At 51.7% G+C, this 12,875-nt stretch carries 10 protein-coding genes and 1 tRNA gene; 5 read left to right on the top strand and 6 right to left on the bottom strand.

The window, feature by feature from the left end:
* Positions 1 to 17: 17 nt before the first annotated feature.
* Genes yajC through queA form a run of 3 tightly spaced genes read right to left on the bottom strand, consistent with a single transcriptional unit; the run spans position 18 to position 2,572 of the window.
* Positions 18 to 350 (bottom strand): preprotein translocase subunit YajC, encoded by a 333-nt coding sequence (gene yajC, locus IOQ59_RS12655; protein ID WP_193953744.1) that lies wholly within the window; start codon positions 348 to 350, stop codon positions 18 to 20.
* Between the two features lie 39 nt (positions 351 to 389).
* Positions 390 to 1,511: a tRNA guanosine(34) transglycosylase Tgt gene (gene tgt, locus IOQ59_RS12650; RefSeq protein ID WP_193953743.1), complete on the bottom strand. Its 1,122-nt coding sequence runs from the start codon at positions 1,509 to 1,511 to the stop codon at positions 390 to 392.
* 14 nt (positions 1,512 to 1,525) lie between these two features.
* Entirely contained in the window at positions 1,526 to 2,572 is a 1,047-nt protein-coding gene (queA, locus tag IOQ59_RS12645; RefSeq protein ID WP_193953742.1) for a tRNA preQ1(34) S-adenosylmethionine ribosyltransferase-isomerase QueA, read from the bottom strand.
* Between the two features lie 218 nt (positions 2,573 to 2,790).
* On the opposite strand from queA, the gene IOQ59_RS12640 reads away from it, so the two are divergent.
* The 3 genes from IOQ59_RS12640 to modF all read left to right on the top strand — a co-directional run bounded on the left by IOQ59_RS12640 (position 2,791) and on the right by modF (position 6,381).
* Positions 2,791 to 2,877 (top strand) — tRNA-Leu (locus tag IOQ59_RS12640).
* Positions 2,878 to 3,353: 476 nt separating this feature from the next.
* Positions 3,354 to 4,829, top strand: a complete 1,476-nt coding sequence (ilvC, locus tag IOQ59_RS12635; protein ID WP_193953741.1) for a ketol-acid reductoisomerase — start codon at positions 3,354 to 3,356, stop codon at positions 4,827 to 4,829.
* Between the two features lie 133 nt (positions 4,830 to 4,962).
* Positions 4,963 to 6,381: a molybdate ABC transporter ATP-binding protein ModF gene (gene modF / locus IOQ59_RS12630; RefSeq protein WP_193953740.1), complete on the top strand. Its 1,419-nt coding sequence runs from the start codon at positions 4,963 to 4,965 to the stop codon at positions 6,379 to 6,381.
* Positions 6,382 to 6,554: 173 nt separating this feature from the next.
* On the opposite strand, the gene IOQ59_RS12625 is transcribed toward modF, so the two are convergent.
* Positions 6,555 to 7,595: a PLP-dependent cysteine synthase family protein gene (locus IOQ59_RS12625; protein WP_193953739.1), complete on the bottom strand. Its 1,041-nt coding sequence runs from the start codon at positions 7,593 to 7,595 to the stop codon at positions 6,555 to 6,557.
* 140 nt (positions 7,596 to 7,735) lie between these two features.
* Between IOQ59_RS12625 and IOQ59_RS12620 the strand changes: the two genes are divergently transcribed.
* Both IOQ59_RS12620 and IOQ59_RS12615 read left to right on the top strand, forming a co-directional pair.
* Positions 7,736 to 8,191 (top strand): Lrp/AsnC family transcriptional regulator, encoded by a 456-nt coding sequence (locus tag IOQ59_RS12620; protein WP_193953738.1) that lies wholly within the window; start codon positions 7,736 to 7,738, stop codon positions 8,189 to 8,191.
* A gap of 125 nt (positions 8,192 to 8,316) precedes the next feature.
* Complete coding sequence (locus IOQ59_RS12615) at positions 8,317 to 9,633, top strand: oligosaccharide flippase family protein (protein ID WP_193953737.1); 1,317 nt, start codon at positions 8,317 to 8,319, stop codon at positions 9,631 to 9,633.
* Positions 9,634 to 9,656: 23 nt separating this feature from the next.
* On the opposite strand, the gene IOQ59_RS12610 is transcribed toward IOQ59_RS12615, so the two are convergent.
* Complete coding sequence (locus tag IOQ59_RS12610; RefSeq protein ID WP_304621442.1) at positions 9,657 to 10,439, bottom strand: 3-hydroxybutyrate dehydrogenase; 783 nt, start codon at positions 10,437 to 10,439, stop codon at positions 9,657 to 9,659.
* Between the two features lie 482 nt (positions 10,440 to 10,921).
* Positions 10,922 to 12,550 (bottom strand): methyl-accepting chemotaxis protein, encoded by a 1,629-nt coding sequence (locus IOQ59_RS12605; protein ID WP_193953736.1) that lies wholly within the window; start codon positions 12,548 to 12,550, stop codon positions 10,922 to 10,924.
* Positions 12,551 to 12,875: the final 325 nt, after the last annotated feature.

Genomic DNA, 12,875 nt, shown 5'->3' with positions numbered 1-12,875 from the left:
CCTTATGAGGCGAAAAATCAGATGCTTTTCAGGGTGCCTTTCGGAAGCGCTGCTGACACGTGGTTTTTCTGGAATGTCAGCTCGTTACCTTCGCTTACTTCCAAAACAACGTAGTCGTCGTTCAGCTTCACAACTTTGCCCAAAATGCCGCCAGCGGTCAGCACTTCATCACCTTTGGTCAAACCACCTACCAGCTCGCGGTGCTCTTTAGCGCGCTTGGACTGTGGACGCCACATGAAGAAGTAGAAAATCAGACCAAAACCAGCCAGAAACAGCAGGTTAAACATACCATCCATTGGAGCGGCGCCAGCTGCAGATTCAGCATAGGCAGGAGAAATCAGGAAGCTCATTCAGCTTACTCCTAAACGTATTAAAAGAATTCTTTAGACTTATATGGTGTCTAACGGTGGCGTTTCAAGGCCCCGAAGACGATAAAATTCGTCCACAAAGTCGCTCAATTTACCCTGTTCAATAGCCTCACGCAATCCAGCCATTAGTACCTGGTAGTAGTGCAGGTTATGGATGGTATTCAGCTGGGCACCCAGGATCTCTTTACACTTATCCAAATGGTTCAGATAAGAGCGACTAAAGTTCTGACAGGTATAACAGTCGCATGTTTCATCCACAGGGCGGGTATCGGTTTTATTGGCCGCATTACGGATTTTAACAATACCGGTCGTTGTGAACAGGAAACCATTGCGGGCGTTACGAGTTGGCATCACACAATCGAACATATCCACACCACGGCGCACCGCTTCGACGATATCTTCAGGCTTACCCACACCCATCAGGTAACGTGGCTTGTCTTCCGGCATTTTGTACGCCAGATGATCCAACACGTTTTTCATGTCTTCTTTTGGCTCACCGACAGACAGACCACCGATAGCATAACCATCGAAGCCAACCTGAGTCAGACCTTCCAGAGACTCGTCACGCAGGTGAGGATACATCCCCCCCTGTACGATCCCAAACAGCGCCGACGGGTTATCCCCATGGGCTTTTTTGGAGCGCTCAGCCCAACGCAAAGATAAACGCATCGATTGAGCCGCCTCAGTTTCCGTTGCCGGATACGGGGTACACTCATCAAAGATCATCACGATATCAGAGCCCAGCTCACGCTGAACCTCCATCGAACGTTCCGGGCTCAGCATCACCTTGTCACCGTTGACCGGCGACTGGAAGGTCACACCCTCTTCAGTGATCTTGCGCATATTGCCCAGACTGAACACCTGAAAACCACCGGAGTCGGTCAGGATCGGCCCCTTCCACTGCATAAAGTCGTGCAGGTCACCGTGCTGACGCACAATCTCAGTACCCGGACGCAGCATCAGATGGAAGGTATTACCCAACACAATCTGTGCACCGGTCGCCTCGATATCACGCGGTAACATACCTTTAACAGTGCCGTAGGTACCTACTGGCATAAACGCAGGGGTTTCCACCTCACCGCGTGGGAATGAGAGGCGACCACGACGAGCTTTCCCGTCATCAGCCAGCTTCTCAAACTTCATGAAACACTCTCGGCTCACTTTGCCTCCAAAGACCCGGTCTTACGGGTAATAAACATCGCATCACCGTAACTGAAGAAACGGTAACACTCTTCTACCGCCACCTTGTAAGCCTGCATCACGTGTTCGTAACCCGCAAAGGCACTCACCAGCATCAGCAAGGTAGATTCCGGTAGGTGGAAATTTGTAATCAGCACATCAACCACACGGTATTCATAACCGGGGAAGATAAAGATATCGGTGTCACCCATATACGGCTGGATCTCGCCCTCTTTACTGGCGGTTTCCAGACAACGCACACTGGTCGTACCCACCGCGATCACGCGACCGCCGCGGGCCTTAGTCGCTTTCACCTGTTCACAGACGGTTTCACTGACTTCGATATACTCAGCGTGCATCTTGTGCTCATCGATGCTGTCCACTTTCACCGGCTGAAAGGTACCCGCACCCACGTGCAGGGTCACAAAGGCTTTCTCCACACCTTTCTCTTCCAGCTGAGCCAGCAACGCCTCATCAAAGTGCAGACCCGCCGTTGGTGCCGCAACCGCACCCGGCTTAGCGTTATACACCGTCTGATAACGTTCACGATCAGACAACTGATCTTCACGCTTCATATACGGTGGCAGCGGCATATGACCAAACTGCTCCAGCGCGGCAATCAGATGCCCGTCCAGCTGAAATTCCAGCTCGAACAACTTATCGTGGCGCGCCACCATCGTAGCTTCAAGATCACCTTCCAGCAGCAGCTTAGCGCCGGGCTTCGGCGACCGGCTGGAACGGATATGGGCCAGCGCGCGCTTTTCATCCAGCACCCGCTCTATCAGCACCTCAATTTTACCGCCGCTTTCCTTCTGGCCAAACAGCCGCGCAGGGATCACACGGGTGTCGTTAAACACCACCAGATCACCCGGCTCAACCAGATCCAGCACATCGGCAAAGTGTCGGTGAGTCAGCTCACCACTGTTCCCATCAAGGCAAAGCAACCGGCTCTGCGTCCGCTTTTCCAGCGGAAAGCTGGCGATCAGCTCCTCGGGAAGCTCAAAATGAAAATCTTTAACCTGCATCTAGCGTACTTACACTCGCAATTCGAAGGTCGCGTATTCTAAAGGAATCGTAAAAATTTTGCAGACAAATGACACTAACCCATTGACGTCACGTAAAAGATTTCTATAATACGCCTCTCTTTGCTGTTCAACCGTAGTGAAATTGCTAACGACAGAGGCTCAAAAGGCTTTTGTGTTACAGGATCTACACGTACAGAAAGACGCTCAACAAGACCGATGCCAGTGTGATGGAATTGGTAGACATAGGGGATTCAAAATCCCCCGCCCTTAAAAGCGTGCCGGTTCGAGTCCGGCCACTGGTACCATGTTCTTGTTGAAGACTAAGCAGTCTTAAGAAATCGAGCACTCTTCGGAGCCTCGATTTTTTTGTGCCTGAAATTTATCTCCTTCCTATATTCCCTATCTCTTTTTCCAAATTCACTTCTTTCTACTGTTACCTTTTATTACCTGCTAGACAGCTGCTTACCAATCCAGCCTGCGTCCTGCTTTCTATAAATAGACCAACGCTGCGCCTTAGGCACTAATCGACAGCAATCCTGGTCTTTGTTTTGTACCCTCAATAGACCAAAAGCCCCACATTTCAATCGTTGCACATTTCGCAATACAGTAATGATTATATCTCAATATACGCAAGACTCAGGTTGCGATACAGTAGCGTCATTCACTGATGGGCTTGCCTTGTATTCTGTGCCGGGCATAATCACCCCGTCAGAAATATTATGAATTTCGTGTGGCCGCCACATAGGCGAACACTCACCAATTTAGATGGAAATATTCAGCTATGTCTAATAACTACTTCAACACCCTGCCACTGCGCGAGCAGCTGGAACAACTGGCTAAATGTCGCTTCATGGACATTTCTGAATTCCCTGACGGCGTAGAAGCGCTGAAAGGCAAAAAAATGGTTGTTATCGGTTGTGGTGCACAGGGTCTGGCTCAGGGCATGAACCTGCGTGACAGCGGCTGCGACGTTTCTTACGCTCTGCGTGAAGCGGCTATTGCTGAAAAGCGCCAGTCTTGGAAAAACGCGACTGAAAACGGTTTTGTTGTAGGTACTTACGAAGAGCTGATCCCAACAGCTGACGTGGTTCTGAACCTGACACCTGATAAGCAGCACACAGCTGTTGTAAACGCTGTAATGCCGCTGATGAAAGAAGGCGCTTGCCTGTCTTACTCTCACGGTTTCAACATCGTTGAAGAAGGCATGCAGATCCGTGACGACCTGACTGTCATCATGGTTGCACCTAAGTGCCCAGGTTCTGAAGTACGTAACGAATACGTACGTGGCTTCGGTGTACCAACGCTGATCGCTGTTCACGAAGACAACGATCCTAAAGGCGAAGGTCTGGCACTGGCTAAGGCATACGCTGTAGGTACTGGCGGTCACAAAGCGGGCGTTCTGATGTCCTCTTTCATCGCTGAAGTTAAGTCCGACCTGATGGGCGAGCAGACTATCCTGTGCGGTATGCTGCAGACCGGTTCCCTGCTGTGCTTCGACAAGATGGTTGAAGAAGGTATCGAGCCTGGTTACGCATCCAAGCTGATTCAGTACGGTTGGGAAACCATCACTGAAGCACTGAAATACGGCGGCGTAACCAACATGCTCGATCGCCTGTCTAACCCAGCTAAGATCAAAGCATTCGATCTGGCTGAAGAGCTGAAAGTTATCATGCGTCCGCTGTACAACAAGCACCAGGACGACATCATCGATGGCACTTTCTCCCGCGTTATGATGGAAGACTGGGCTAACGACGACGTTAACCTGCTGGGCTGGCGCGCAGAAACTGCTGAAACCGCTTTCGAGAAAACTCCAGCTGGCGATGTAGAGATCTCCGAGCAGGAATACTTCGACAACGGCATCCTGATGGTTGCTATGGTTAAAGCAGGTGTTGAGCTGGCATTCGAAACAATGACAGCTGCGGGCATCATCGCTGACTCTGCATACTACGAGTCTCTGCACGAAACTCCGCTGATCGCGAACACTATCGCACGTAAGAAGCTGTACGAGATGAACGCGACTATCTCCGATACTGCTGAATACGGTTGCTACCTGTACAACCACGCATGTCTGCCTCTGCTGGCTGACTTCATGAAGGACATCAAAACCGACGTTATCGGTAAAGGTCTGGACCTGGAAGACACTGGCGTAGACAACGCTCGCCTGATCGAAGTGAACGCTGCACTGCGCGCTCACCCGGTTGAAGCGATCGGTACTACCCTGCGTGGCCACATGGCTGACATGAAGAAGATCGTTTGATTTCGATCTCACCTGTAACCTGTTACAGGTAATAGAAGGCCGGGACTAACCTCCTGGCCTTTTTTTTAGCTTTCTTTTCGCAAAGCCCCTAACGCAACACCCTATTTAAGCTAATGCCGGATAACCGATACCTATGAACATTCGTCTGGACAACCTGACCGTAAATTTTGATGACCGCTTTCAACTGGATGAGATCAACTGGCAGCTCGATGATAGCCAGCACTGGGTCATTACCGGCGCGAACGGTTCGGGTAAATCGGCTTTAGCAGCCATTCTCGCCGGTGCCGGTGAGCATGTTTCCGGCAATTTGGAAGGCGTTCCTGCAAAAGTCGGGCTGGTTTCCTTTGAGGCACAGGCCGAACTGATTGAACGCGAACGTAAAAAAGATGACGCCGATATTATGGACGTTATCTCTGAAGGTACCCCGGTACACGAGATTCTCAGTGAAGACGGTCGTAACCCAGAGCTGGTGAATCAGCTGGTAACGATGTTTAAGCTGGATACACTGGTTGATCGTTCCTTCCGCAAACTCTCCACGGGCGAATCCCGCAAAGTGATGCTGATCCGCGCGCTGGCCAGCGAACCGGACCTGCTGATACTGGATGAGCCTTTCGACGGTCTTGATGCCCACACGCTGGAGATGCTGCAACAGTATCTGGCAACACTGGTAGAAACCGTGCCGATGGTACTGGTGCTTAACCGTTTTGATGAGTTCCCGGATTTCATCACTCATATCGCGTATGTCGATCATGGCCGCTTGCAGCACCAGATCGATCGCAACAACAGCGATGCTTACAACGAGCTGTACAAACTGCTACACCTGAAAACCACCGATCTAGCCGTACCGGCAGCCGATCCTGAAAATGACATTCCACGTCTGGATCCAACACAACCGCTGGTGCGCCTGAGCAGCATCAATATCACCTATGATGGCCACCGTATTATCGATTCACTGGACTGGACCATCGAACGTAACCAGCACTGGCAGCTGAGTGGCCCGAACGGCAGCGGTAAAACCGGCTTGCTGTCTCTGATCACCGGCGACCACCCACAGTGTTATGTAAACGATATTTTTGTCTTTGGCTTCAAGCGCGGCAGCGGCGAAAGCATCTGGCAGATCAAACAGTTTATCGGCTACGTCTCCACCGCCCTGCAGTGGGAATACAAAGTGGGCACCGGCCTGCGCAATGTGATTATCTCCGGCTTCTACGACAGCATCGGTCTGTACACCAAAGCCACCGATAAGCAGAAGCAGATCGCTGACGAGTGGCTGGCCCTGCTGGGCATGACTGATCGTGCGGATACACCCTTCAACAAGCTGTCCTACGGTGACCAGCGCCTGCTGCTGATCGCCCGTGCGATGGTGAAACACCCACCGTTGCTGATCCTCGATGAACCCTGTCTGGGTCTGGATGATATGAACCGTCAGCTGGTATTGGCGCTGATTGAGAAGATCTGTGCTGGCAGCGAGACCTCGGTGCTCTATGTGAACCACCACCCGGAAGATCAGATCAAAGGTATCGACAACTACCTGGCACTCGAGAAAAAGTAACGAGAAGCCGATCACGTCTGCCCGTCATTCACGGGCAGACCACATCATTCGTTCCCACGCTCCCGTGTGGGAGCTTAGACCTACTCACCATGCGGGAACGGTTACGACAGCTGTATGGATTCCCACGGAGGATCATGGGAACCAGTACGATCCCGGACCGACCTGTTTCACGCTTAGAACAAGGCATTCAGATTATCCAGCTCCGGCTGAATATCCCCGATGTTCTCCCTCACCCATGCTGCGTTGTAGTACGTATCAAGGTAGCGCTCGCCACTGTCACACATCAACGTCACGATAGAGCCTTGCTCACCGTTCGCTTTCATCTCCTGTGCCACCTGCAACGCGCCCCAGAGATTGGTACCGGTCGACGCACCCGCTTTACGTCCTATACGGCCTTCCAGCCAATGAATCGTCGCAATACTGGCGGCATCCGATACTTTTAGCATCGCGTCGATGATGGCAGGCTGAAAAGACGCTTCAACCTGCGGACGACCAATCCCCTCGATTTTACTGCCCACGGACGCGGTCAGCTCGGTATCACCTGACTGGTAGCTGTCGTAGAACACGGAGTTTTCTGGATCAACCACCAGCAGGCGAGAGTCCAGCCCCTTGTAGCGAATATAGCGCCCGATAGTCGCTGACGTACCGCCCGTGCCCGCACTCATCACCACGGTATGCGGCACTGGGTGCGGTTCTGCTTCCATCTGGCGGAAGATGCTTTCAGCGATATTATTGTTACCCCGCCAGTCGGTGGCCCGCTCGGCGTAGGTAAACTGATCCATGAAATAGCCCCCCAGCTCAGCCGCAACTTTCACGGCTTCGCTGTGCATCTGTGTGGCCGACTCAACGAAATGACAACGGCCGCCATAAAGTGCGATCTGTTTGATTTTGCTTTGTGCGGTACTGCGGGGCATCACGGCGATAAAGGGCACCCCGATCATGCGGGCAAAGTACGCTTCAGAGACCGCGCTACTGCCTGAAGACGCTTCCACCACCGTAGTATTTTCGGTAATCCTGCCATTACACACTGCATACAAAAACAGGGAGCGTGCCAGACGGTGCTTCAGACTGCCGGTTGGATGGGTGCTTTCATCCTTGAGGTAGATATCAACCCCTTCAATCTTCAGGCCTTCCAGCTTGATGAGATGCGTATCCGCAGACCGCTGATAATCTGCAGAAATTTTACCAACTGATTCAGCCACCCAAGACGACATAACCGACCCTCTGTTCAGATTAAAACCACAGGCTTTAATCTAGCAAGGGAGCGGTAGAAATATTTTGCGAGTTCTTGACAACATACGCCCCGAAAGAGAATTATTTTTTATTCAACACAACAAAAATAGAATTCAATACTATGGATAAGATAGACAAGAAGATTCTGAACCTTCTACAGACTGACTGTACCCTCTCCGTCAGCGAGATTGCAGAGCACGTAAACTTATCCACAACGCCCTGCTGGAAGCGGATCAAGCGATTGGAAGATGAGGGGATCATCAAAGCGCGGGTTGCCCTTCTTGATGGCACAAAGATTCAACTGGGCATCTCAGTGTTTGTGCATATCAAAACCCAGCATCACGATACGGAGTGGCTGGAGAATTTCGCCTCACGGGTGATGCATTATGATGAAGTGGTGGAATGCTATCGTATGTCGGGTGAGTGGGATTACCTCTTACGCGTGGTCGTGAAAGATATCGCGGCCTTTGATGCATTCTACAAAAACCTGATCAACGGAATCGACGGTCTGTCCAATGTCACCTCAAGCTTTTCTATGGAGGAGATCAAATACACCACCAAGCTACCCATCGCCTAAAGCGATGACAGGGAGATCCCCTGTAAAGGCGTACGGTTTATTCCCGGTATAGATCTTTTAGCCAATTGCGAAAACCGCTTCCGAGCACTATCGTCGCCGGATTGATATTATTGATGGATCACTCCATGTCGAACCGGGACAGCCAAGCGATACTCTCACCTGACTATTTTAAGCACGGCAGTCTTGTTCTGATCCTCGGTGTCGTTGCCGGTTTTGTGGCGGATTATCTGTTTAATCTGACTCTCAGCCAGGCGCTTTCCAGCCACGAATATGGCGACTATAAGGTTGCGTATGCGTTTGCCGCGCTTGCCAGCGTACTGATACTGCTCGGCGGTGACAGAGTTGCTCCGAGGATTCTGTCAGGCCCCCTAGCTAAAGGTGACAACCGTGGTGTGTGGGAGTTTTTACGCTTTTATCTATGGATCGGCGCGGCACTCTCTTTGGTGGTCATCATCTGCACCTGCGCCGCCAGCGTGATGCATCTGGGCTCCTCTGATCTGCAGGATCACCACCCCTTGCTCTTGATGTCGTTTGTGCTGCCATTGATTGCGATTGGTGCCCTGCTGAGCCGGATTCTGCAATCGGCGAAACACCTGGCACTGTCCAACTTGCCCTGGCGAATCGCGTTGCCCTTGCTAAAGATCACGCTGATTTTTGGCTTGATGGCGGTTTTTACCAAGGTTGAGCTATGGCAGGTCATCGCATCGGGAGCGCTCTCCGTATGCGCGATTATCGGCTGGCAATGGCACAAGATCCGGCAATTAAATCTGGTCACACTTCAGCGTGCACCCGATACCCTGCGAGGACAACAGCTCCTGAAGCTATCGGTGCCGATGATGCTGGCGATGCTGATCACCCTTGCCCTCAATCAGATCGACCTCTTCATGTTAGAGATGCTGGCAGAAGAACATGACGTCGGCCATTTCGCCGCAGCAGCCACCACCGCACATGTGCTACCCGTTGCACAAGTCACCATTGCCGGGCTGTTCCTGCCGCTGATTGCACCGGCCTTAGAACGCGGAGAAAAAGCGGCCCGTACCCTATTCTGGCAGGGCCAGAAGATCACCACCGTGGCGATCATCGCGCTGGCCGCAGGGTTGATCATCTCTGGACAATGGTTGCTCTCATTTTTCGGCAGCGACTTCTTGCAAGCGAAACAAGCACTGGTTTATCTGATCTCAGGCTATGCGGTTTGGGCACTGGCGGCATTTTCATCCACGTGGCTGCAATACTCCCACAAGGGCAGCTATGTGGTGCTGATTGGCTGCATCACTCTGTCTATTGATGCCGTCTGCAACTTCTGGTTCATCCCGTTATACGGCATCAACGGTGCGGCCATTGCCACCATGCTTGCGATGAGTCTGGCAGCATTGATGACGTGGGCGGCCTATTACTGGCATCAGGTGCAACTCACTCAGCAAGCCCGACAACAGAACGCTTGAAGGGCCTGTGGGCGTAAGCCGATTTATTGCGCGGTCCAGCCACCATCCACAGGCAGTGCAGCTCCGGTCATTGAGGCGGCCGCATCGCCGCATAAAAAGACCACCATCTCCCCTAGCTGCTCAACGGTGACAAATTTTTTCGTCGGCTGCGCTTTTAACAGGACATCCCGCTTCACCTCGTCTTCAGTGATACCACGCGCTTGGGCGGTATCGGGAATCTGCTTCTCGACCAGCGGTGTCAGCACATACCCCGGACAGATCGCATTCACGGTAATGCCCTGTTCCGCCGCTTCCAGCGCGACGGTTTTAGTGAAACCTACCAGTCCGTGTTTAGCCGCGACATACGCCGATTTATAGGGCGATGCGACCAATCCATGGGCGGAGGCCAGATTGATAATGCGCCCCCAGCCCTGTGCCTTCATCCCCGGCAGCGCCAGTTTGGTCGTATGAAACGCACTGGAGAGATTGATGGACATGATCGCGTCCCACTTCTCAGTCGGAAATTCATCCACCGGCGCAACGTGCTGAATACCTGCGTTATTGACCACCACATCGATCTGTCCGAAGGTGTCTAGCGCTTCTTCCATCATCGTCGCAATCGCTTGGGGACAACTCATATCCGCAGCTGAATAGACAACCTCCACACCGTAGGTATCGGACAGGTTTTTACGAATTTGCTCAATCACCAGCGTATCGCCGAAGCCATTGAGCATGACATTCATACCTTTTTTGGCCAGTGCAGTTGCGATACCCAGGCCTATTCCGCTGGTTGAGCCTGTCACAATGGCATTTTTACGTTGGGTCATCAGTGAATCTCCGTTGATTATTATTAGAACGTTCTCAACGTCACTGCTAACGGGCTTCGGTATCGGCCCACTGTTGGCTACTCAGTGACGAGCCCAACCTAGAGCAAGACAGATGCCACAAAGAACATTTTCATAAAGAACAAACGGTTACAGATTTTCAAGGCAGAACTGCGGTGTGATTACTACCCACGAACTGGATAAAAAATCAGACAGAACCCAGACAACTGTATGACATACCATTCAATATCTAGTCACCGCAGACAAGATGCGGGCAGGAGTCATACTGGAAGTCCAAAAGGCGCAGAATTGCACTAGGTAGCTATCTGGGGTGTAAATAGATGTAAAGATATAAAGTCAGAACGTCTGTGATACGGAAGGAACGCGTAAGCACAGGTAAACGGAATGTGGCGGCTTCGCCAGTAACCACTGGTCACTGAACGAAGCCTAACCAAGAATGGATGAATACCCGACCACTTGGGTGATCAGATACGAAAGCGGCTGATTTCCGATTGCAGATTTGTCGCCAGATTCTTCAGACGCTCCCCACTGGCAGAGACCGTATTGGCAGCTTCCACTGTCGTCTCAGCACCTTTGGTAATCGTCATCAAATTACCGTTCATCTCTTCGGACACCAGACTCTGCTGCTCTGTCGCGGCGGCCACTTGCAGACCCATGTCACGCACGCGGCTCATATCAGTCACGATCAGACTTAACTTATCACCGGCATGCTTGGCGGCACTCACGCTGTCTTCTGCCCGCTGCCGTGACCGATCCATCACATCTACCGCTTTACGCGCTGCTTTGCTCAAGCGCTCGTTCAGGCTTTGAATCTCTTCGGTGGAATCACGTGAGTGACGCGCCAGTTCACGTACTTCATCCGCCACAACCGCAAAACCACGGCCGGTTTCACCGGCACGCGCTGCTTCAATCGCCGCATTCAGCGCCAATAGATTCGTCTGATCCGATATTTTCTGAATATGATTCAGCACGTTGCTGATCTGCTCGGTGTCCTTTTCAAGGTCTTTGATCACCGCTGCCGCTTCTTCAACTTCTGCCGCCAGCTCCTGGATCTTAGCGATAGAGCTGTCCACATCACGATTGCCATCATCGGCTTCCTGATCTGCATTCTCTATCGCCATGGAGGTTTCACCTGCGCTTCGGGCTACCTCTTCAATACTGGCCGTCATCTCCGTCATCGCGGCCGACAGCAACTCTGATTCCTGCGCCTGCCGGTCCAGTGCACCACTGGTTTCCTTCGCACTGCTCGACAACTCTTCAGCGTTGCTGGTCAGTTGATTGGTGCTATTGGTGATCTCACGAATAAGCCCCTGAAAAACTTCTAACGTTGAATCAATGCGGCCACTCACACGGCCAAACTCATCATGGCTGTTCACTTCGGTGCGTACCTTCAGGTCTCCACCCGCCACACGCTCCATAACATCGTGAATCCGTTCCAATGGCTCAATGATCGATCGCCCGATGACAGCAGCCACCCCCGCCATGAGCGCCAGCGCAATCACCAACTGAACCACCAACTGGATCAGGTTATCACTGAGGGTTTCGTTCAGATCATCGATATACACACCGCTGCCGATGACCCACCCCCACGGATTAAACGCGCGGGCATAAGATAGCTTCGGTTGAGGCTCCGTCTCACCGGCATGCGGCCAGTCATAACGGAACAGAGCCGTACTTTTTCCTGAGCCGATCAACGCGGCCATATCACTGAACAGCAGTTGTCCGCTGCTGGTGCGAGTGCGGCTCATATCTTTTCCAACCAACGATCGATTGCCTCCATGGACCATCATGGTCGCTGAACGATCAACAACGAAGAAGTAGCCATCTTCTCCATAAGTCATATTTTCCAATAAGATACGCGCTTCACTACGAGCCTCTTCTGCCGTGATCTGCCCACTATTTACGCGCGTCTCCTGCTCTTCCAGCACACTGTAGGCACTATCGATCAGTACCTGCAGTTGCAACTCCCGCTCGGCATACAATGAGGCCCGCATCTCGACCAGCGCCATCACCGTCAGGACGATCAATGCTGTGGCGGCCAGTAAAATCAGGCTCCATAGCTTGTAGCGCACCGAGAGATTGGAAAACTTCATTCTGCAACACTCCATATTATTGCGAGAGTTTCGATCTGAAACTCTAGGACAAACTGACTAAGAGAAAACATGTGAAACGACTCAACACCCCAAACCTATCCAGGCCTGTAACCACGTTCAGAGCACTGATCTAACCTGTGAAACCGTGCTGATAAGAGGCAGTGTCATTCTTTTCCTTCATCCAAATTTCAAACAAAAAACAGAAATATGTCAGAACTAGAAAACGAGACCAACCCTTGTAAAGCATTCGTAAAAACAATTCAAGAACTCATGTACTTAAAACATATTCCCGGTGATAACCATCAACTTTCCAGAAATTAAACGC

Origin of the sequence: Pontibacterium sinense, from assembly GCF_015209595.1 — a bacterium.
GTDB lineage: Bacteria > Pseudomonadota > Gammaproteobacteria > Pseudomonadales > Balneatricaceae > Pontibacterium > Pontibacterium sinense.
Note: the sequence above shows the minus strand (reverse complement) of the source record. Positions and strands in the feature narration are given on the sequence as shown.

Coding starts and splice junctions, on each gene's coding strand:
- yajC (WP_193953744.1), bottom strand. CDS start 350: ATGAGCTTCCTGATTTCTCCTGCCTATGCTGAATCTGCAGCTGGCGCC.
- tgt (WP_193953743.1), bottom strand. CDS start 1,511: ATGAAGTTTGAGAAGCTGGCTGATGACGGGAAAGCTCGTCGTGGTCGC.
- queA (WP_193953742.1), bottom strand. CDS start 2,572: ATGCAGGTTAAAGATTTTCATTTTGAGCTTCCCGAGGAGCTGATCGCC.
- ilvC (WP_193953741.1), top strand. CDS start 3,354: ATGTCTAATAACTACTTCAACACCCTGCCACTGCGCGAGCAGCTGGAA.
- modF (WP_193953740.1), top strand. CDS start 4,963: ATGAACATTCGTCTGGACAACCTGACCGTAAATTTTGATGACCGCTTT.
- IOQ59_RS12625 (WP_193953739.1), bottom strand. CDS start 7,595: ATGTCGTCTTGGGTGGCTGAATCAGTTGGTAAAATTTCTGCAGATTAT.
- IOQ59_RS12620 (WP_193953738.1), top strand. CDS start 7,736: ATGGATAAGATAGACAAGAAGATTCTGAACCTTCTACAGACTGACTGT.
- IOQ59_RS12615 (WP_193953737.1), top strand. CDS start 8,317: ATGTCGAACCGGGACAGCCAAGCGATACTCTCACCTGACTATTTTAAG.
- IOQ59_RS12610 (WP_304621442.1), bottom strand. CDS start 10,439: ATGACCCAACGTAAAAATGCCATTGTGACAGGCTCAACCAGCGGAATA.
- IOQ59_RS12605 (WP_193953736.1), bottom strand. CDS start 12,550: ATGAAGTTTTCCAATCTCTCGGTGCGCTACAAGCTATGGAGCCTGATT.